Here is an 18,452-nt window from a genome sequence, read left to right on the forward strand (position 1 = left end):
TAGCGAAAAAGGAAGTGTGCACGTTGCAACACGAAAAAGCATTGGTCGTCTTTAGCGGCGGTCAAGATTCAACCACCTGCCTATTTTGGGCAAAACAACAATTCTCTCATGTGGAAGCGGTGACGTTCGCCTACGGGCAACGCCATGACGCGGAAATCGAGGTCGCAAAAGAAATTGCGTCCGAACTCGATGTCCCGCACCACATCCTCGATTTGTCCTTACTCGGACAACTCACCTCTAACGCGTTGACGAGACATGATCTCGACATCGACAATGCGGACGTCCCAAACACGTTCGTCGATGGACGCAATCACTTATTCTTATCCTTTGCGGCCGTCATGGCCAAACAGCTCGGTATGCATCACATCGTCACCGGCGTGTGTGAGACCGACTTCTCAGGTTATCCGGATTGCCGGGACCAGTTCGTCAAATCCTTGAACGTGACGCTCAACTTGGCGATGGACTATCCGTTCGTCATCGATACACCGCTCATGTGGCTCGACAAAAAACAGACGTGGGAACTCGCGGACCGACTCGGTGCGTTCGATTACGTCAAAGAACGGACGCTCACGTGCTATAACGGCATCCTTGGATCAGGCTGTGGCGAATGCCCGGCTTGCGTACTCCGTCAAAACGGCCTCGCCGCTTATGAGGAGGTGCGCGTATGAAGAACGCTCCATTCCTCGCCCCGACGAGTGTCGAAGCTAAACAAGACGGCTCGCTCATCTACTGTCCGCACCGCGTCCAAATCGTCAAAGAAGTGACATTCGATGCCGCCCATCATTTGTTCGATTACAACGGCAAATGCCGCGCGCTGCACGGACATACGTATAAATTGCAAATGGGCATCAGCGGTTTTCTCGATAACCGTGGCATGACGCTCGACTTTGGTGATTTAAAAGCCATCTTTAAAGAAGAACTCGAACCATACCTCGACCATCGTTATTTGAATGAGTCGTTACCTTATATGAATACGACTGCCGAAAACATGTGCTACTGGATTTTCGAACAGCTCGCCAAGCACTTGCCTGACGAGCGCGACGTCCGCGTCGAATTCGTCAAACTGTACGAGACGCCGACCTCGTACGCCGAGTTCCGCCGCGAATGGTTGGTGGACTGATGAAAATCCCTGTCCTCGAAGTGTTCGGCCCGACGTTTCAAGGGGAAGGCCGCGCCATCGGGCAAAAGACGATGTTCGTCCGGACCGCCGGTTGCGATTATCGCTGTTCGTGGTGCGACTCCGCCTTCACTTGGGACGGCTCAGAAAAACCTGACATGCTCACAGCCGACGAAATCATCGAACGGCTCGACGCGCTCGGCGTGTACGACTATGTCACCATCTCGGGCGGCAACCCGCTCCTCATCGCTGCGATGAAAGACTTGGTGACGAAACTGAAGGCGCGTGACGTCAAACTCGCCGTCGAGACGCAAGGCAGTCGCTATCAGGATTGGCTCGCTGACATCGACGACGTGACGCTCAGTCCGAAACCACCGTCTTCCGGCATGACGACCGACTGGGAGAAACTCGACGCCATCGTCGAACGGCTACGTCCCGAACAGACAACGTTCAAAGTCGCCGTCTTCGACGAGATTGACCTCGCCTATGCGAAATCGGTCCAGACGCGCTACACCCCGGACGTCATGTACTTATCGGCCGGCAATCCTGAGCCCGGTGCGGACGGTGACATCACCGACGCCCAGCTCCGTCGCTTAAAAGAACTGTGGGAGGACGTAGCCCGTGACCCGTCATGGCAAAGCGTCCGTGTCCTGCCACAACTGCACACATTACTGTACGCCAACGAACGTGGCGTCTAAGGAGAATACCTATGAGACCAGAAGACTTACAAGACTTGTCGCTCCTCGGACAGAAGAGCGTCCCATACATTTTTGAATACGCACCGGACGTCCTCGAGGCGTTCCCGAACCGTCACCCGGAGAACGACTACTTCGTGAAGTTCAACGCCCCAGAGTTCACGTCACTCTGCCCGATCACGAATCAACCGGACTTCGCGACGATTTACATCTCATACATCCCGGACGAGAAGCTCGTCGAGTCGAAATCGCTCAAGTTGTACTTGTTCAGCTTCCGCAACCACGGCGATTTCCACGAAAACTGCATCAACGTCATCGGGAAAGACCTCGTCAAGTTGATGGAGCCACGTTATCTCGAAGTGTGGGGCAAGTTCACGCCCCGCGGCGGCATCTCGATCGACCCGTACTACAACTACGGAAAACCGGGCACGAAATACGAAAGAATGGCTGAACATCGTTTGTTCAATCACGACTTGTATCCTGAGACAGTCGACAACCGATAAATCAAAAAGTAGGCGCTCCCGTTGAGCGCCTACTTCTTTTTATAGCGATTAATTTGTCGTTTAATCGGTTCGCGGAACACGGTTGCAACGAGCGTCAGGACGACTAAGACGACGAGGGCGAGGATGATCATCTTAAAGTCTCCACTCGCGATACTGCTGCCGAGGAAGTTGTTGGCGAACGCCCCCGGAATCATGCCGACCGTCGTCGCGAGCACGTATGCCGGGAGTCGCACTTTCGCCAGCCCGGAGGCATAACTGACCAAGTCAAAGTTGACGAGCGGAATCAGGCGTAAAATCAAAACGTAAAAGAACCCGTCCTCTTCGATTTTATGTTGGAGCTTCTCATAGCTGCTCGCTTCGAAATGATGCAAAAAGCGGTCGCCAAAGCGAATCGCCACGTAATACGCGACGAGCGCGCTGAGTGTGGCCCCGATGACCGTATAGACAACGCCGGCGAACGTCCCGAACGCCAAGCCGCCGGCGACAGATAGGACGGACGTCGGAAACAGGATAAGCGGACGAAACGTGAACAGGATGATATAGACGAGCGGGGCGAGCCAACCGAATTGAACGATATAATCCTGAATCTCCGCTGGTCGCAAATCGATCCATTGATAGAGGAACATCGCCGTCCCGAACACGACCAAGACGATGGCAATCATCCATTGCGTTTTCCACTTGTTCATCGGTCGCCCTCCTCTCTTTCTTTCATCATATCGCCTCGTCTCGAAAAAGTAACGCCTTCCTTTTTTTAGGAGTCACATTATGGTACGGTTAGAAAAAGCAGAAGGAGGAATCCCTATGTACTTGGCAGATGCCATCAAACTGAAGAGCCTGCTCCATAAGCAGATTGATAAATTGTTAGAAGAAGTCGAGCGCGTCGCGTTCATCGAACTCGAGAAAGACGAGCCGCTCCCGACGATTCAATCGCGCTCACTCGAGGATATCGAAGTCGAACTCGAGTCGATTCGTCGAGATATGCGTTGTCTCGATCGTCTCGTTTATGAGGCGAACTTGAAGACGGTAATCGAGACGCACGACGGGCCACTCCCGCTCGTCGAGGCCATTGAGTTCGCGATTCAACTACGTGCTCAGGCCCGCATGTATCAAGAACTATCCGAGCGTCCGAAGCGCGAGTTTCAATACGGTTTTGGTGAAGGGACTGCCGTCATCAAGCATGCACTCTACGATCCGGAGCTATATCGCTTGAAAGCGATTGACGTCGAGAAGCGGGCGAACCGCATCTCAAACGCCATCAACGCGGCCAACTATCGAACGGAGATTGACTTTGACCCGAGTCGTTACATGTGACCTTGGCCCGGTGAGACTCCGGGTCAAGGATTGGCGCCACCACTTGTTCCTACGTCTAGGATGAGCATACGGCCATGGACCAACCAATTACCGATGACCGATGACACCTTTACTTGTCACTCGTTCCTAACCAGATACGATTCAAGTGCGCCGAAAACGCGCCGGGGAACATTCCCTGGCGCGTTTTTCACATGTGGTGATTATGATGGTCATGATGATTGTGATGATGCGAGCTTGAACGGCGGCGCGGTGCCGGCTCGTCGGCGAACTTTTCCCCGTCCAAAATGCCGAGCCGTTTATATTGGCGGTCAATCCGCTCTTTCGTCTCGTCGTGTACGTGCGGCGACTCCATGACCAACTGATAGCTCCCGAGCGCGACCCGAAACGGCTCCATCTGTGTGCGATGCACCGGGAACGAGGTCACGTCCCGCAAATAGTCGGCGAGCCGATTCGCCGATTCATCACTCGGATGGTCGGCTAAATCGGAGGCGAACCGTTGCATGTCTTTCAAGATACTATTCGTCTTCACTTGATTACGGATGCCTGCCATCACGGCGAACAAAAACAATCCGATGATACTAATGATTACAATCGGGAAGATACCGAACATCCCTTCGAAAAACGAATCCCCCATCCCCGTCGAATCGATGTATACTTCTTCTCCAAATGCAAACGCATGGACCATGATGTCTCCCCCTTTTTTTCTATAATACGGATGCGGCCCCATTTGGTTTCATGCCCACAAAAAAACCGCGGCATGCGCCACGGCTTTTCGGTCAGTTCAATTGTTTCTCCATCATGATGCGAGGCTCGTTATCCTCTGTATACGCCCCCATGATGTCGTAGCCACACAACAGGTTCAAGATGATGACCCCTTTGTTCGTGTTACGGGCTTTCGTTCGAATCGAATGGAACCCTTGCGCTTTCACCCACTCGAGTTGCGTATCCATCAGCTTGCGGCCGATGCCATGCTTTTGAAACTCAGGGTGGACGCCGCCGGCCCAGCTATAGAAGCGATATGGCTCGGCCTCGTAACCGATTTTGAACCCGACGAGACGCTCGTCTGAAAACGCAAGCAACACGAGCGGGTTCGCATGGCGATACAGCCGTTCTTTAAAACGCAGTTGATCGATGTCCCCGTAAAGCGTTCGGTACAGGTTAAAGAATTCCTCTTCATAGTCTTTGAAATGCGTCGTCACATCTTTCACGATAAATGAACTGGTCGTACTCATCTTTCCATCCCCTTTCCGAATATGGACAAGTTGTTCGTACGCCTGTACCTTTCGCCGTTTACTCCGTTTTTCCTGTCTCGCGCGCAAAAGCGGTCAAACCTTTTTGCTTATACACGCCGAGCGACCGCTTCGGAAGGCTCTTCACCATCCAATTTTTTAAGATGCGTTGCTTGTCTTTCGCCTTCAGTCCATAGCCTTCCGTCACGACGTGGCGCGCCCGCGTCGTCACATCGTACAACGAGATGGCGGCAGCGACCGAGATGTTCAAACTTTGGACGTATCCTTGCATCGGAATCAAGTAATTGCCGTCCGCTTTGGCGAGCGCCCGTTCCGATACGCCGTGATGTTCATTCCCGAACAAGAGCACGGTCGGTTTTGACACGTCGATATCCTCGAGTGGGACCGCTTCTTCACTGAGTGCCGTCGCGAGCACTTGGTAACCGTCCGCCTTCAACCGATCAATCGCATCCTCGATCGAAGGATGTTCGACCACGTCGACCCACCGATCGGCGCTCTTGGCGATAATCGAGTTCGGTTTGAACTTAGCCCGCCCTTCGACAACGTGCAACGTCTGGACACCGAACGCGTCCGCCGAACGGAGCACGGCCGACTGATTGTGCGGATCATCGACCCCTTCTGTCAAAATCGTGATATGGTTCGTCCGTAACTCCAACACTTCTTGCATCCGTTTGACCCGGTCTGGCATCAACATGCTATATAGCAGTCGGTCTTCTTCTAATAACAGGCCCGATTGCAACAACTCCTCAAGCATGGCCGTCTGCTCTTCTTTTGATAATGCCGATGTCGTCTGTCTCCATCCCATCGTTCTCGCCCCTTTCAACCTCTAGTATTGTAGCGAGATTCGTTCCGACTGACAAGTTAGGTGAGAAACGAGCCAAATTGGTTTCAATTATGAAATTCTATGAAAATTAGGAAAACGGTTGCACAAAGTTATGCAATCGATTACAATCATCTATGCAAGCGATTGCATTGACAGTCGCCATAGACAGATAAAAAGTTCCGTATAGGAAGGAAGCGTATCACATGAAACAACTCATCTCGTTCGACTTTTGGCAGAAACTCGGCAAGGCCTTAATGGTCGTCATCGCCGTCATGCCGGCCGCAGGTCTCATGATCTCGATCGGTAAATTGATTGGCATGTCAGCCGGAGACGTCAGCATCTTGCTCACGACGGCTCGCATCATTGAAGATCTCGGTTGGGGAATCATCGTCAACTTGCATATCTTGTTCGCAGTCGCCATCGGTGGCTCGTGGGCGAAAGATAAAGCCGGCGGTGCCTTCGCTGCACTGATCGCCTTCATTTTGATTAACCGCGTCACAGGCGCCATCTTTGCCGTCAATGGAACGATGCTCCAAGACCCGGAAGCGACAGTCCAGTCTCTCTTCGGAGCCGACCTTGTCGTCGCCGACTACTTCACATCTGTACTCGGTTCACCAGCTCTCAACATGGGCGTGTTCGTCGGGATTATCGCTGGTTTCCTCGGTGGAGCCCTTTATAACAAGTTCTATAACTTCAACAAATTGCCGAACGCCCTCTCGTTCTTCAACGGGAAGCGCTTCGTGCCATTCGTCGTCATCCTCGGTTCGGTCGTTGCCGCCATCGCGTTGTCAATCATTTGGCCGACGATTCAAGGCGCGCTCAACAGCTTCGGTGAATGGATTGCCACATCACGCAACACGGCACCAGTCCTCGCGCCGTTCATCTACGGTGCGCTCGAACGTCTCCTCTTGCCGTTCGGCCTTCACCATATGCTCACTGTGCCGATGAACTACACGGAGCTCGGTGGCACGTACACGATTTTGACAGGTGCGACAGCTGGTTCGGTCGTTGCGGGTCAAGATCCGCTCTGGTTGGCTTGGGTCACTGACCTCGTTAACCTTCGCGCCGCTGGTGATACAGCCGCTTACAACGCCTTGCTTGCTGACGTCGTACCGGCCCGCTTCAAAGTCGGTCAAGTCATCTTGTCATTCGCTGCCTTGATCGGTGCTGCTTACGCGATGTACCGCAACGTCGACGAAGACAAGAAAGCACAATACAAACCGATGTTCTTGTCGGCTGGTCTCGCCGTCTTCTTGACGGGTGTCACAGAACCAATCGAATTCATGTTCATGTTCGTCGCTCCAGTCCTTTACGTCGTCTACGCGCTCATGGCCGGTGCCGCCTTCGCTTTAGCAGATGTCATCGACCTTCGTGTCCACGCGTTCGGTGCGATTGAATTGCTCACACGCATCCCGATGATTGTCAAAGCGGGACTCTTGCAAGACTTGATTAACTTCTTCCTCGTCTCGGCTGCCTTCTTCTTCTTGAACTTCGGTGTGTTCAACTTCTTCATCAAGAAGATGAACCTTCCGACGCCAGGTCGTAACGGGAACTATATGGAAGAAGTGACAGAGAAATCGAACGTGACAGGCAACGAACAGGTCATGGGGATTATCGCTCTACTCGGTGGGGAAGAGAACATCGAGGACGTCGATGCCTGCATGACGCGTCTCCGTGTCACAGTCAAAGATATGTCGCTCGTCTCAGAAGAGAGCGAATGGAAAAAGAACGGCGCCATGGGTCTCATCTTGAAAGACCGCGGTGTCCAAGCAATCTACGGCCCGAAAGCCGACGTATTGAAGTCAGATATTCAAGACGTCATCGGTGCATAATCAACAGGCCAGCTCGTACGAGTTGGCCTGTTTTTTCTAAAGGAGGACTATCGTGAATATTTTAACGCTGAACTGTCACGCCTGGTTAGAGGACCGTCAACAAGAGAAAATCGACTCGATCGTCGAACGAATCGCGAGCGAGGAATATGACATCATCGCACTCCAAGAAGTGAATCAACATAAAGAAGCCCCGCTCATCGACGGCTTGATTCGAGAGAACAACTTCGCCTACGTGCTCGTCGAGCGTTTGAAAGAGCAAGGCGTCGATTACTACATGACGTGGGACTTCGCCCATTATGGCTATGATATCTACGAAGAAGGCGTCGCCATTTTGTCGCGCACCCCGTTCGTATCGACCGAATCGTTCTTCGTCTCCCAGACGACCGACCCGAACGATTACAAATCTCGGAAAATCGTCAAGGCGGTCGTGGACGGCATGGACGCGCCGACGGCGATTTACTCCTGTCACCTCGGTTGGTGGCATGATGCCGATGAACCGGTGCGCCATCAGCTCGATGAACTGTTGCGCCGCGTAGAGGACGACGACCGCGCCTTGCTGCTCGGTGACTTCAATAACGACGCCTTCATCCGTGGCGAAGGGTACGATTACTTGATTGAGCACGGTCTCCAAGATTTGTTCCATTTGGCGACCGAGCGTGAAGGCGATGCGACCGTCCAAGGCAAGATTGCCGGCTGGGACGAGAACAAGCAGGCGCTTCGCATCGACTTGATGCTGACGAACGCCCCGATCCACGTCTCACGCCATGCCGTCGTCTTTGATGGCGAGAACGGTCCGCTCGTCTCGGATCATGCCGGTGTCGAAGCAACGGCATTTTGGCGGTAAATGGTACCCTTTTCTTTTCCTCACGGAAGGGAAAAGGGTTTTGCTTTGCGTGGAAATCCTGTATGGTTGAAAACGACTGAAGTCTAACAACCTTGAACGAAAGAAGTGATTTTATTTTGACGACTACCCCATCGCTCAGTCGGACCGACTGGACGCTTATCTTATCGCTCGCCTTGCTCACGTTCGTGCTCGGCACGAGTGAATTTGTCATCGTCGGGATTTTACCCGATATCGCCGATGGCCTATCGATTTCGATTGCCACGGCCGGAACGCTCGTCTCGGCGTTCGCGATCACCTTCGCTATTGGAACACCACTAACGATGTCGTTCACAAGCCATTTGCCGAAACGAAAACTGATGCTCACACTCACCGCTGCGTTCATCGTCTTCAATTTGTTTAGTAGCCTCGCTCCAACGTACGGGATATTGCTCGTCCTCCGGATGATGACCGCCGTCGTGACGGGTGTGCTCATCTCGCTCGCCATGCTCGTCGCCAGTGAATCAGTGCCGACCGGGAAGCGCGGGATTGCCGTCTCGTTCATTTTCGGTGGCTTTACGATGGCGAACGTATTCGGTGTCCCGCTCGGCACGTTCATCGGCCAACGGGCCGGATGGGAGACGACGTTCCTGTTGACGACCGCCTTAGGTGTCATCGCGCTCTTCGCCGTCTACCGTGTCGTCCCGAGTCAGTTGACGAGCGTCAAGACGTCGATTGCCGATCAGTTGCGCCTACTGACGAACCCGCGGATTTTAATCGCGTTCTTCATCCCGGCGTTCGGCTTCGGCGCGACGTACGTCGTCTATACGTATCTCGTCCCGATTTTGAAAGGTGTACTCGGCGTCCCGGTCGCCTGGATTAGCCCAATCCTGTTTGCTTACGGGTTCATCTCCATCTTCAGCAATATGGCGGCCGGGAAAATCGCCAGCCATAATCCGATTGGACGTCTCCGGTTCGTCTTTCTCATCCAAGCGCTCGTCTTGGCGGCCTTGTATGTGACGACGTCGAACGTGACGCTCGGTCTAATCAATATCGCACTCATGTCGTTCATGGCGATTCTACTGACGACATCGACGCAAATCTACTTGATCGACTTGGCCGAGAAGTTCAATCCGGACGCTAAAGGACTGGCGTCATCGCTCATGCCGGTCGCAAGTAATGTCGGCATCGGGATGGGCTCGGCGCTCGGTGGTCTTGTCTATGCCAACGCACCCGTGATGACGCTCGCCCTCGTCGCCGGCGCCGTCGCGCTCGTGACCGCCTTATTGACCGCGGTCAGTCATCAGCTCGACCAACGTTAAAACAGCGTGCCCCATGATGTGGGCACGCTGTTTTTTAGAGCCACTCGATAATTTGGTCAATCGTCTCGTCGAGTTGCTCTTTGGCGCTGAGCGGACTATCGTTATCCCCGTCTTGCGGGCCGTACATCCCGAAGTTGGCGTGATTGCCGTCTTTGATTTGATAGAAGACGGCGTCATCCGGGACGTTGTCACGGCTCGCCTCGATATCAGCTGGTGTGGCCAGACCGTCAATCTCCCCGGAGACGGACAAAACACGCAAATTGCTATCCGCCATCGTACTGATCGGATACGATGCGAGGAAGATGACCCCCTCGACTTGCTCCTCGTGTTCGAGCGCATAACCGGACGCCGCCGAACCGCCGAGTGAATGACCGCCGACGACCCAACGTTCGATGTCTGGATGGGCGGCGATAATCGTCTCCGCAGCATCGATATCTGCTATCCCGAGATTCAAGCGCAACGATGGGATGGCGACGAAGACACCTTCCTCTGCCAGTCTGGTGCCATAGTAAGCGTACGCCTCTTTCTCGACTTTCGCCCCAGGATACAGGATGAACCCAACCTCGCTGTCCGTCTGCCCGAACTCGAGTCGATTGTCCACTTTCGTCGCCTCAGCCGCGTAACCGCGCGCTTCTTCCGTCGGTCCGTACGTCAGTTGCGTCCACACGAGGAAGCCGATGATGGCGACCAAGATGACTCCTAATAGGCCGAGGCCAATCCACTTCAGTTTTTTCTTCATTATATACCTCCATTTGCATCCACTTCCCCGTCACGGTACACTAATATTAAAAAAGGGAAATACCAGGGGGACACCATGACCAAAAGTTCTGTAACCACGACGATTCAGTGGTTTATTTTTATTTTAGCTACAAACATTGTACCACCGCTCTCGATCGCTGCCCTATTTGAACTGTCGCCAGGCGAGACGATGACGTTCATCTCACGTTCACTGTTCGTCTTCGCACTCTTCAGCATCATCCAGACGCTTCTCGGCCACCGCCTGCCCATCTTAGAAGGACCAGCCGGGATTTGGTGGGGTGTGTTCACACTCTATGCCTCCATCGGTCCAGCACTTTATGGGAGCGGACAAGAGACGCTCCAAGCGCTCGGTTTCATGTTGTTCTTAAGTGGTGTGCTCGGTGTCGTCATGACTGTCACCGGCCTGTTGCGACGGATGCTGTCGTTGTTCACCCCGCAAGTGCTCGGGGTCTATATGATTCTGCTCGTCCTGCAACTGTCGGGTGCCGTCATCAAAGGCGGCTTTGGCGTGACCGAGGACGGCATTAACATCGTTCAAGCCGTCGCGACGGCCGGTCTCGTGTTGTTCGCGCTCACACTCGAGCGTAGCCGGTTCAAACAGTATGGACTCGTCATGACGCTCATCGCCGGATTTTGGTTGTTCAACTTGCTCGGACTCGGCAACCCGATTGTCCGTTCCGAGTCATTCTTCCTTGTTCCTGAACTGTTCCCGTTCGGAACGTGGGTGTGGGATTGGAACTTGCTTCCGACTGCGTTCGTCATCACGCTCCTTCTCATGACGAACGTCCTTGCCAATATCAAATTGATTGAACGCATCGTCAGCTCGCGTGAGAAGCGTCAAATCGAAGGCAACGTCCCGGCATCTGGTGTCGTCAGTGGGATCAGTCAAATGGTGGCGGGCATGTTTGGGACACCGGGACCGGTCGCCATCTCTGGAACGGCTGGTTTCTTATCCTCGACGGAGAGCGTTCATCGCTCACCCCATCTCGTGGCCCATGCTGTGATGATGGTGCTCGCCCTCATCGGTCCGTTCGTCTCGCTAATCGCGAGCATCCCAGCCGCCGTCGGATACGCCATCGTCACCCCGCTCATCGCGACGATGATTATCATCGGGATTAACGAGGCAGCGTTCGAATTGAACCAAAAGACGGCGTCACTCACTGTCGGTCTTCCACTTGTGATTGGGGCCGGCGCGATGTTGCTCCCACCTGGGGCGATGAACGATTTGCCGCCGCTCTTGGCGACCGTGTTCTCGAACGGACTCGTCCTCGGAACAATCGTCGCCTTGACGACAGCCATCCTCAGCCGTATCAAAGACTAAAAAAAACTGACCTCGCGTGAGGTCAGTTTTTTTCGGTTACGTGCATATGGAACGCAGCGTCGTGCGGCAAGACGGCACCGTCTTCGGCCTCGAAGTGTGCGCGGTCCTTGACGTAGGTGACAATCGAACGCGTATCGCGGTGCAGTGCTCGTTTGAACGCCTGCTCGGCCGTCACCGGTGTCCCATCGTCATTTTTCAACTCGAGACCCATCAGCTTATACCCGAGCGTCTGTCCGCCACGGCGCATCTGACATGCCTCGAGCGCGTAGGCGATGAGTGTCGGCGTGATGACGACGTGGACGAACTCGCTCTTCACTTTCTTGCGGACGAGCTGCTCGACACCAAAACTTAGCAATCCGGCAATGACACCGTCAATCAAGACGGCTTTGGTCCGTTTCTTCGTTAATGGGTTCATTGGCTCATCCTCTGCATCATGCCAGACGTCAATACTTCGATGCCTTGTCCTTCTTCCGCGGCCATAATCAACGCGCGCGCCACATGGAGCGCTTGAATCGGTGCAGCATCTGGTAATTTATCGAGCAATAACGGTTGGAGCGGACGGCTGACGACCTCGGCTGCTTTCTCGCCGAGACGGAACTCCTCTCGATCCCCGAGCAAGAGCGACGGACGGGCGATAATCAAGTGTTCGAAGCCAAACACTTTGAGCCCGTTCTCGAGCTCCCCTTTCACCCGGTTGTAGAAGAAAGGTGACCGAAGTGACGCGCCTTGTGCCGAGACGACGGCGTAACGTGTCGCCCCGTGTCGTTTCGCGACACGTGCCACTTCAAGCGGCAAGTCGAGATCGACATGTTTGAACGCCTGACGTGAACCAGCGACGGCAATCGTCGTCCCAAGTGCGCAGTAGACGTCATCAATGTGCGGCAACGCCTCGTCCATCTCTTCGAATCCGACGACTTCATGCAGTTTCGGATGACTCCATCGTTTCGAGCGGCGGACGATTATCCAGACTTGATCATACCGTTCTTGTTCGAGCAACTGTTCGACGAGTTCGCGTCCAATCAATCCGGTGGCGCCAACGACAAGTGCAGTTTTCCCCATGCTTGTTCCCCCCTAGTTACGTAGTTCCTTTCAGTCTAGCTGACTTGCCGGTTATCGGCAACGACCTCGGCCGGACGGAACCGGTCGACGAGTCGGAAGAACCCGTTCAATAACAAGGCAGTGAACGATCCGGCGACGATGGCACTGTCCGTGAACAACTGCACCGCTTCCGGCATATTTGCGACGATGGCCGGGTTGGCCGTGATGCCAAGCCCGACACCGATCGACAAGGCGATTGTAATCAAGTTCTCATTTTTCGCAAAATCAACTTGGCTCAAAATCCGAATCCCTGACGCGGCGACCGTGCCGAACATGACGAGCATCGCCCCGCCGAGAACCGGTTTCGGGATCAATGTCGTGAACGTCGCGACTTTCGGCAAGAAGCCCAGCAAAATCAACAGACCGCTCGTCCAGAAGATGACGCGACGTGATTTGACGCCTGACAATTGGACGAGACCGACGTTTTGACTGAACGTCGTGTACGGGAAGCTGTTGAAAATCCCTCCGAGAATCGTTGCCACACCCTCGGCCCGATACCCTTTCGTCAACTCGTTCGAGCCAATCGGTTTTTTCGTGATATCGCTCAATGCTAAGAAGACACCGGTCGATTCAATCATCGAGATGATGGCCACGAGCGTCATGACGAGGATGGCCGAGACGTCAAACGTCGGCATCCCGAAGTAGAACGGTTGTACCATTTGGAACCAACCGGCCTCACGGACCGGACTGAAATCGACGAGACCGAGGAACGCGGCGACCCCTGTACCGATCAAGACCGCAAACAAGACAGCGGCCGCGCGCGTGAACACGGTACCGATTCGGTTCAAGACGAGAATCAAACCGATGGTCAAGCCACCGAGCGCCAAGTTTTGCATCGAAGCGAAGCCAGGCTCACCTGGCATCCCACCGCCGATATCATTGACAGCGACTGGGATGAGCGAGAGACCGATAATCGTCACGACCGAGCCGAGCACGACCGGCGGGAAGAAGCGAGCCAGTTTCCCGACAAAGCCTGAAATTAAGATGACAATGATTCCGCTCGCGATGAGTGCCCCATAGATGGCGGTGATGCCGCTCGAACTACCGATGGCAATCATCGGACCGACCGCGGTGAACGTACAACCGAGTACGACTGGCAGACCGACACCGGTGAAACGAGTCGTCCAGACTTGCAACAGCGTCGCGACACCACACATGAACAAATCGATGGCGACGAGATACGCGAGTTCCGTCGGACCGAGTCCGATGGCACCACCGACGATGAGCGGGACGATGGCCGCGCCCGTGTACATGGCGAGTAAGTGTTGGAAACCAAGGCTGGCTGTCTTAAACGTATTCATCGGACCACCTCCACGAAGGAAATCTCACCTGCTTCAAGCTTGGCAATTCGGGCTAGTGACTCGACTTGATAGCCTCGCTCGAGCAACTTGTCCCGTCCCGGTTGGAACGACTTCTCGATGACGATGCCGACACCGGCGACGACCGCACCGGCGGATTCGACGAGTTGCGTCAAACCGAGTGCGGCTTCCCCGTTGGCGAGGAAGTCATCGATGACGAGCACGCGCTCCCCAGGTTGGACGAAGCGACGGCTCAAACTGATGCGGTTCGTCTCTTGTTTCGTGAACGAGTAAACATCCGCTTCGACGAGATCGTCTTGGAGCGTAAGTGATTTACGTTTACGGGCAAAGACGAACGGGATGTCCATCTCAAGCGCCGTCATCATGGCTGGGGCGATTCCGCTCGATTCCAATGTGACGATACGATCGATTCCCGCGTCACGGAACCGGTCCGCGAACTCACGACCAATCGCCTGCATCAAGACAGGATCAACTTGATGGTTCAAGAAGGCATCGACTTTCAATACGTGTTCGGACAACGCTTGCCCTTCATCTCTGATTTTGTCTTCTAATTGCTTCATTGTTTTCCCTCCAATAAAAAAATGCGATTCGTCACCCCAACCCGGGGACGACGAACCGCATGGAAACAAAACGAATGCACACGACAAGCGTCACCCGTAGTCGAACCATTTACGGTGGTTCGGTAGAGACTTGTGAGCCATATTCTCACGGATATACGAGTGCGAATCTTTTATTTATATAAGATAGGACTTATTCTAGACGATATTTTATAAATTGCAACCCGTTTTGGAAAAGACGGCTAAAAGTTCGATTTTTCTGAAACTGCTGTATACTAAAGATACTGGAAAAACGAGAGGAGCCACATCCATTATGAAGCTATTCGTTTTAGGTGCCACCGGTCGGACCGGTCATCAGTTTGTCGATCAAGCCATCGAGCATGGTCATCATGTGACCGCTTTCGTACGGGAACAGAAAAAATTGATTCCGACCCCGCAACTTGAAATCATCGAAGGCGACGTCACAGACAGCGCCGCTTTGACAGATGCCCTCGCTGGTCATGACGCCGTCATCAGCTGTCTCGGGACCGACTTGAGCGATTCGGACTTCTTGGCCCGCGTCACCGACGCACTCGTCCCGGCGCTGAAAGCAAACGCCATCAGTCGGGTCGTCTATCTCGCCTCGGCCGGAATCGACAAAGAGATTCCAGGTATCGCCGGCACGGTCGTCACGTTCATGCTTCGGAAACCGCTCCGTGATCACCGGGCCGCGGTCGATTTATGGCGCAACTCGTCGTTCGATTACACGATTGTGCGGCCGATGCAATTGACGGACGGTCCCCGGACCTCGGTGTATCGAACGTCTATCGACAGCATTCCAGACAACGGAAAACAGATTTCACGGGCCGATGTCGCCCAGTTCATGCTGAACGCCGTTGAAGACCAACTCTTCATCCGCCAATCAGTCGGACTGGCGTACTAATTTTTTTGAATCCATGCTACAATATCGGATAGTCAACTTTGAAGGGAACGAATAAGAAATATGAGTATATTAACAGTACAAAACTTGAGCCACGGTTTCGGTGACCGCGCCATTTTGAACGACGTGTCTTTCCGTCTATTGAAAGGCGAACACATCGGCCTCATCGGAGCGAACGGTGAAGGAAAATCAACGTTCATGAACATCATCACACGTAAGCTCCAACCGGACGAAGGCAAAATCGAGTGGGCGAAAAACGTCCGTGTCGGTTACCTCGACCAGCACGCTGTCCTCGAGCGTGGGATGACGATTCGGGACGTGTTAAAGAGCGCATTCCAATACTTGATTGACACCGAAACACGAATCGGTGAGCTCTACATGGAAATGGGCGATGCGACGCCTGAACAGATGGACGACATGCTCGCCGAAGTCGGCGAACTGCAGGAAATGCTCGATTCGAACGACTTCTATATCATCGACGCGAAAGTCGAAGAAGTCGCACGCGGTCTCGGTATTTTAGATGTCGGACTCGACCGTGACGTCACGGACCTCTCAGGTGGTCAGCGGACGAAAGTATTGCTCGCGAAATTGCTTCTCGAGAAGCCGGACATCCTTCTCCTCGATGAGCCGACCAACTATTTGGACGAGGCCCACATCGAGTGGTTGAAGCGTTATCTCCAGAACTACGACAACGCCTTCATCTTGATTTCGCACGATATCCCGTTCTTAAACAGCGTCATCAACTTGGTTTACCATATGGAGAACCAAGACTTGTCACGCTATGTCGGGGACTACGACAAGTTCATGGAAGTGTACGAGATGAAACGCTCGCAGCTTGAATCGGCTTATAAACGCCAGCAGGCAGAAATCGCCGACTTGAAAGACTTCGTCGCCCGCAACAAGGCACGCGTCTCGACGCGGAACATGGCGATGTCGCGCCAGAAAAAACTCGATAAGATGGACGTCATCGAACTGAGTGCGGAACGTCCAAAACCAGAGTTCCGGTTCTTGCAGGCACGCACGTCAGGTCGTCTCATCTTTGACGCCAAAAATCTCGTCATCGGTTATGATGAGCCGCTCTCACGACCACTCGACCTCCAAATGGAGCGCGGTCAGAAGATTGCCCTCGTCGGTGCGAACGGGATCGGGAAGACGACACTGTTGAAGAGCCTTCTTGGCATGATCAACCCGCTTGAAGGAACCGTCGAACGCGGTGAGTTCTTGGAGATTGGGTACTTCGAACAAGAAGCGGCCGTCAGCAACAACACATGTATCGAAGAGATTTGGAGCGAGTTCCCATCACTCAACCAGCAACAAGTCCGTGCCATGCTCGCGAAATGCGGTCTCATGACGAAGCATATCGAGAGTAAAATCGCGGTCCTCAGTGGTGGAGAGAAGGCGAAGGTCCGTCTCTGTAAGCTCCAAAACAACGAATCGAACTTGCTCCTCCTCGATGAGCCGACGAACCACTTGGACGTCGACGCAAAGGAAGAGTTGAAGCGCGCGTTGAAAGAATATAAAGGCAGTATCCTACTCATCAGTCACGAACCGGAGTTCTATCAAGACATCGTCACCGACGTCTGGAACTGCGAATCGTGGACGACAAAAGTATTCTAATCCGTGTAGAGGAAGTGGCGTATGGCTGGCCCGATTCAAGTAAACGAACGTATCGTTCTATATGACATCATTCGAGGGTTTGCCCTATGCGGCATCTTTCTCGTCAACATCCCCACAATGCTCGGAAGCGACTGGATTTCCGGTCGCGCCGACTATGCGGGGAGCGATTTACTCGTTCGGACGCTATTCGATTTGTTCGTCCAGACGAAGTTTTACACGATTTTCTCGCTCTTGTTCGGAATCGGCTTCTCGATTTTTCTCGAGCGCTCGTATGCGCGCGGGGACTCGGTCGCCCGTTATATCCGCCGTATCGTGATTTTGTTTCTATTCGGACTCGTTCACCTGGCCATTTGGTCGGGTGACATCTTACATACGTACGCGATGTGGGGCTTGTTGCTCCCACTGTTTTATGGATTAAGCAACCGGGCGATTTTGACATGGGCATGGAGTTTGTTGATTGGGAGCTTTTTACTCTTCTATGTCTCATCCATGTACTTAGAATTATCGCTCGGATTTAGGTTTAGTGGTGATCCTTTCCCGGCAATCTTTAATTCTGGATTCGGCCCATGGTTCGACTATCGCTTAGACGAAGAGATTTTTGACATGTTCCAAAACTCATTTTTTGTCGGGGTTGAAATTCTAAGCCTGTTCTTGTTCGGACTTTATATCGGACGGGAACGGAAACTCCTCACGTGGAGCATCCGAGGATTGACACGGACGGCCATCATCTGTACGATAGCGGCCATACCGTTCTTCGCAGTCATTATTTGGCATCACTACGGTAGCGGTGCCGAGTATTCGGCGACGAACTCTGCGGCTGTCCTCGTCTCTGGGAAACTGCTCGCGACGACGTACGTCTGTCTCTTTACGATTGCCGTCCGTAACGGGCGCGCATTTCGTCCACTGCAGGCGCTCGGCCGTATGGCGCTGACGAACTATTTGACGCACACGCTCGTCGTCGTCCTGCCGGTCATCGCCCTCGGCTACTACGGTCGCCTGTCGTTGACGGAAGGATTGTTCTTAAGCATCGCAATTTTGATTGCCCAAGCGTTCTTCTCGATGTGGTGGCTCAAATCGCATCGATATGGTCCGTTCGAGAAGTTATGGCGCATCGGAACATATGGAAGACAATCCAACTAGAGGGACGCCGGTTCATGCTGTTCGTGATTACGAAATCCTGACAATATAT

Annotated in this window: 21 protein-coding genes and 1 riboswitch; of the genes, 12 read left to right on the forward strand and 9 right to left on the reverse strand. The window is 53.5% G+C overall.

All coding sequences use genetic code 11. The features are described 5' to 3' along the window. The first annotated feature begins 23 nt into the window (after positions 1-23). From queC to queF, 4 genes are read left to right on the forward strand one after another with little or no spacing between them, the layout of a single operon-like run. Complete coding sequence (queC, locus tag KNP85_RS04265; RefSeq protein WP_214801526.1) at positions 24-668, forward strand: 7-cyano-7-deazaguanine synthase QueC; 645 nt, start codon at positions 24-26, stop codon at positions 666-668. Then, positions 665-1,120 (forward strand): 6-carboxytetrahydropterin synthase QueD, encoded by a 456-nt coding sequence (gene queD / locus KNP85_RS04270; protein ID WP_214801529.1) that lies wholly within the window; start codon positions 665-667, stop codon positions 1,118-1,120. Before queC ends, queD begins: the two co-directional genes overlap by 4 nt. Further along, on the forward strand, positions 1,120-1,815 hold the full coding sequence (gene queE / locus KNP85_RS04275) for a 7-carboxy-7-deazaguanine synthase QueE (protein WP_251136216.1): 696 nt from the start codon (positions 1,120-1,122) through the stop codon (positions 1,813-1,815). Before queD ends, queE begins: the two co-directional genes overlap by 1 nt. Positions 1,816-1,826: 11 nt before the next feature. Further along, positions 1,827-2,315 carry a preQ(1) synthase gene (gene queF, locus KNP85_RS04280; protein ID WP_021068099.1) on the forward strand — a complete coding sequence of 163 codons (489 nt, stop codon included), beginning with the start codon at positions 1,827-1,829 and terminating at the stop codon, positions 2,313-2,315. Between the two features lie 29 nt (positions 2,316-2,344). On the opposite strand, the gene KNP85_RS04285 is transcribed toward queF, so the two are convergent. Continuing rightward, positions 2,345-3,001, reverse strand: coding sequence for a TVP38/TMEM64 family protein (locus KNP85_RS04285; RefSeq protein ID WP_214801536.1), 657 nt, complete (start codon positions 2,999-3,001; stop codon positions 2,345-2,347). Between the two features lie 79 nt (positions 3,002-3,080). Here KNP85_RS04285 and KNP85_RS04290 point away from each other — a divergent pair, with 79 nt between their 5' ends. Next, entirely contained in the window at positions 3,081-3,626 is a 546-nt protein-coding gene (locus KNP85_RS04290; protein WP_251136217.1) for a hypothetical protein, read from the forward strand. Positions 3,627-3,813: 187 nt separating this feature from the next. Here KNP85_RS04290 and KNP85_RS04295 read toward each other — a convergent pair whose 3' ends face one another. The 3 genes from KNP85_RS04295 to KNP85_RS04305 all read right to left on the reverse strand — a co-directional run bounded on the left by KNP85_RS04295 (position 3,814) and on the right by KNP85_RS04305 (position 5,681). Further along, positions 3,814-4,311 carry a hypothetical protein gene (locus KNP85_RS04295; protein ID WP_251136218.1) on the reverse strand — a complete coding sequence of 166 codons (498 nt, stop codon included), beginning with the start codon at positions 4,309-4,311 and terminating at the stop codon, positions 3,814-3,816. Positions 4,312-4,402: 91 nt separating this feature from the next. Beyond that, positions 4,403-4,945 carry a GNAT family N-acetyltransferase gene (locus tag KNP85_RS04300; RefSeq protein ID WP_214801540.1) on the reverse strand — a complete coding sequence of 181 codons (543 nt, stop codon included), beginning with the start codon at positions 4,943-4,945 and terminating at the stop codon, positions 4,403-4,405. Next, positions 4,917-5,681 (reverse strand): TrmH family RNA methyltransferase, encoded by a 765-nt coding sequence (locus KNP85_RS04305; protein ID WP_214801543.1) that lies wholly within the window; start codon positions 5,679-5,681, stop codon positions 4,917-4,919. The genes KNP85_RS04300 and KNP85_RS04305 overlap by 29 nt, the downstream gene beginning before the upstream one ends. A gap of 221 nt (positions 5,682-5,902) precedes the next feature. Between KNP85_RS04305 and KNP85_RS04310 the strand changes: the two genes are divergently transcribed. The 3 genes from KNP85_RS04310 (at position 5,903) to KNP85_RS04320 (ending at position 9,673) form a co-directional block, all read left to right on the forward strand. Further along, entirely contained in the window at positions 5,903-7,531 is a 1,629-nt protein-coding gene (locus KNP85_RS04310; RefSeq protein WP_058765444.1) for a PTS transporter subunit IIBC, read from the forward strand. Positions 7,532-7,583: 52 nt separating this feature from the next. Continuing rightward, the gene (locus KNP85_RS04315) at positions 7,584-8,375 is read left to right on the forward strand and encodes an endonuclease/exonuclease/phosphatase family protein (RefSeq protein ID WP_214801545.1); all 792 of its coding nucleotides are present in this window, start codon (positions 7,584-7,586) and stop codon (positions 8,373-8,375) included. A gap of 116 nt (positions 8,376-8,491) precedes the next feature. Continuing rightward, complete coding sequence (locus KNP85_RS04320) at positions 8,492-9,673, forward strand: MFS transporter (RefSeq protein WP_251136219.1); 1,182 nt, start codon at positions 8,492-8,494, stop codon at positions 9,671-9,673. Between the two features lie 34 nt (positions 9,674-9,707). On the opposite strand, the gene KNP85_RS04325 is transcribed toward KNP85_RS04320, so the two are convergent. Next, entirely contained in the window at positions 9,708-10,412 is a 705-nt protein-coding gene (locus KNP85_RS04325) for an alpha/beta hydrolase (RefSeq protein WP_214801551.1), read from the reverse strand. 75 nt (positions 10,413-10,487) lie between these two features. Between KNP85_RS04325 and KNP85_RS04330 the strand changes: the two genes are divergently transcribed. After that, positions 10,488-11,753, forward strand: coding sequence for a purine/pyrimidine permease (locus KNP85_RS04330; RefSeq protein ID WP_029596280.1), 1,266 nt, complete (start codon positions 10,488-10,490; stop codon positions 11,751-11,753). A gap of 22 nt (positions 11,754-11,775) precedes the next feature. Here the strand turns inward: KNP85_RS04330 and KNP85_RS04335 are convergent, their stop codons facing one another. From KNP85_RS04335 to KNP85_RS04350, 4 genes are read right to left on the reverse strand one after another with little or no spacing between them, the layout of a single operon-like run. Further along, positions 11,776-12,168 carry an RDD family protein gene (locus KNP85_RS04335; RefSeq protein ID WP_058765436.1) on the reverse strand — a complete coding sequence of 131 codons (393 nt, stop codon included), beginning with the start codon at positions 12,166-12,168 and terminating at the stop codon, positions 11,776-11,778. Then, a complete protein-coding gene (locus tag KNP85_RS04340; protein WP_029596282.1) occupies positions 12,165-12,812 on the reverse strand; it encodes an NAD(P)H-binding protein in 648 nt (215 codons plus the stop codon). Before KNP85_RS04340 ends, KNP85_RS04335 begins: the two co-directional genes overlap by 4 nt. 35 nt (positions 12,813-12,847) lie before the next feature. Next, a complete protein-coding gene (locus KNP85_RS04345) occupies positions 12,848-14,152 on the reverse strand; it encodes a nucleobase:cation symporter-2 family protein (RefSeq protein ID WP_029596283.1) in 1,305 nt (434 codons plus the stop codon). Further along, the gene (locus tag KNP85_RS04350) at positions 14,149-14,730 is read right to left on the reverse strand and encodes a xanthine phosphoribosyltransferase (RefSeq protein WP_214801554.1); all 582 of its coding nucleotides are present in this window, start codon (positions 14,728-14,730) and stop codon (positions 14,149-14,151) included. Before KNP85_RS04350 ends, KNP85_RS04345 begins: the two co-directional genes overlap by 4 nt. 77 nt (positions 14,731-14,807) lie before the next feature. Then, a riboswitch (purine riboswitch) is annotated at positions 14,808-14,909 on the reverse strand. Between the two features lie 131 nt (positions 14,910-15,040). Here KNP85_RS04350 and KNP85_RS04355 point away from each other — a divergent pair. Genes KNP85_RS04355 through KNP85_RS04365 form a run of 3 tightly spaced genes read left to right on the forward strand, consistent with a single transcriptional unit; the run spans position 15,041 to position 18,403 of the window. Further along, positions 15,041-15,649 carry an NAD(P)-dependent oxidoreductase gene (locus tag KNP85_RS04355; protein ID WP_214801557.1) on the forward strand — a complete coding sequence of 203 codons (609 nt, stop codon included), beginning with the start codon at positions 15,041-15,043 and terminating at the stop codon, positions 15,647-15,649. Between the two features lie 60 nt (positions 15,650-15,709). Continuing rightward, positions 15,710-17,263, forward strand: a complete 1,554-nt coding sequence (locus KNP85_RS04360) for an ABC-F family ATP-binding cassette domain-containing protein (protein ID WP_021068083.1) — start codon at positions 15,710-15,712, stop codon at positions 17,261-17,263. Positions 17,264-17,284: 21 nt separating this feature from the next. Next, entirely contained in the window at positions 17,285-18,403 is a 1,119-nt protein-coding gene (locus tag KNP85_RS04365) for a DUF418 domain-containing protein (protein ID WP_214801560.1), read from the forward strand. Positions 18,404-18,452: the final 49 nt, after the last annotated feature.

Origin of the sequence: Exiguobacterium sp. s194, assembly GCF_018618275.1 — a bacterium.
Taxonomy (GTDB): Bacteria; Bacillota; Bacilli; order Exiguobacteriales; family Exiguobacteriaceae; genus Exiguobacterium; species Exiguobacterium chiriqhucha.

Coding starts and splice junctions, on each gene's coding strand:
- KNP85_RS04340 (WP_029596282.1), bottom strand. CDS start 12,812: ATGGGGAAAACTGCACTTGTCGTTGGCGCCACCGGATTGATTGGACGC.
- queF (WP_021068099.1), top strand. CDS start 1,827: ATGAGACCAGAAGACTTACAAGACTTGTCGCTCCTCGGACAGAAGAGC.
- KNP85_RS04325 (WP_214801551.1), bottom strand. CDS start 10,412: ATGAAGAAAAAACTGAAGTGGATTGGCCTCGGCCTATTAGGAGTCATC.
- KNP85_RS04310 (WP_058765444.1), top strand. CDS start 5,903: ATGAAACAACTCATCTCGTTCGACTTTTGGCAGAAACTCGGCAAGGCC.
- queD (WP_214801529.1), top strand. CDS start 665: ATGAAGAACGCTCCATTCCTCGCCCCGACGAGTGTCGAAGCTAAACAA.
- KNP85_RS04365 (WP_214801560.1), top strand. CDS start 17,285: ATGGCTGGCCCGATTCAAGTAAACGAACGTATCGTTCTATATGACATC.
- KNP85_RS04360 (WP_021068083.1), top strand. CDS start 15,710: ATGAGTATATTAACAGTACAAAACTTGAGCCACGGTTTCGGTGACCGC.
- KNP85_RS04295 (WP_251136218.1), bottom strand. CDS start 4,311: ATGGTCCATGCGTTTGCATTTGGAGAAGAAGTATACATCGATTCGACG.
- KNP85_RS04350 (WP_214801554.1), bottom strand. CDS start 14,730: ATGAAGCAATTAGAAGACAAAATCAGAGATGAAGGGCAAGCGTTGTCC.
- KNP85_RS04345 (WP_029596283.1), bottom strand. CDS start 14,152: ATGAATACGTTTAAGACAGCCAGCCTTGGTTTCCAACACTTACTCGCC.
- KNP85_RS04305 (WP_214801543.1), bottom strand. CDS start 5,681: ATGGGATGGAGACAGACGACATCGGCATTATCAAAAGAAGAGCAGACG.
- KNP85_RS04335 (WP_058765436.1), bottom strand. CDS start 12,168: ATGAACCCATTAACGAAGAAACGGACCAAAGCCGTCTTGATTGACGGT.
- KNP85_RS04290 (WP_251136217.1), top strand. CDS start 3,081: ATGGTACGGTTAGAAAAAGCAGAAGGAGGAATCCCTATGTACTTGGCA.
- KNP85_RS04330 (WP_029596280.1), top strand. CDS start 10,488: ATGACCAAAAGTTCTGTAACCACGACGATTCAGTGGTTTATTTTTATT.
- queE (WP_251136216.1), top strand. CDS start 1,120: ATGAAAATCCCTGTCCTCGAAGTGTTCGGCCCGACGTTTCAAGGGGAA.
- KNP85_RS04355 (WP_214801557.1), top strand. CDS start 15,041: ATGAAGCTATTCGTTTTAGGTGCCACCGGTCGGACCGGTCATCAGTTT.
- KNP85_RS04285 (WP_214801536.1), bottom strand. CDS start 3,001: ATGAACAAGTGGAAAACGCAATGGATGATTGCCATCGTCTTGGTCGTG.